Source organism: Rahnella perminowiae, assembly GCF_019049755.1.
GTDB lineage: Bacteria > Pseudomonadota > Gammaproteobacteria > Enterobacterales > Enterobacteriaceae > Rahnella > Rahnella perminowiae.
Genome location: NZ_JAFMOS010000008.1, coordinates 1 through 255 on the forward strand (window position 1 = coordinate 1; position 255 = coordinate 255).

Below are 255 nucleotides of genomic sequence, written 5' to 3' on the forward strand. Positions count from 1 at the left end.
CGAAAATCATCGAACTGGCAGAAGCACTGGACAGCTACATTCCATTGCCAGAGCGTGCTATCGATAAGCCATTCCTGCTGCCAATCGAAGACGTATTCTCCATCTCCGGTCGTGGTACAGTTGTAACTGGTCGTGTAGAGCGCGGTATCGTTAAAGTAGGCGAAGAAGTTGAAATCGTCGGTATCAAGGACACTGTTAAGTCAACTTGTACTGGCGTTGAAATGTTCCGCAAACTGCTGGACGAAGGCCGTGCAG

At 49.4% G+C, this 255-nt stretch carries 1 protein-coding gene; it reads left to right on the forward strand.

Features of this window, described 5'->3' with window-relative positions; all coding sequences use genetic code 11:
• On the forward strand, positions 1–255 hold a 255-nt coding region (locus tag J1785_RS00030), incomplete at both ends, for an EF-Tu/IF-2/RF-3 family GTPase (RefSeq protein WP_274388838.1).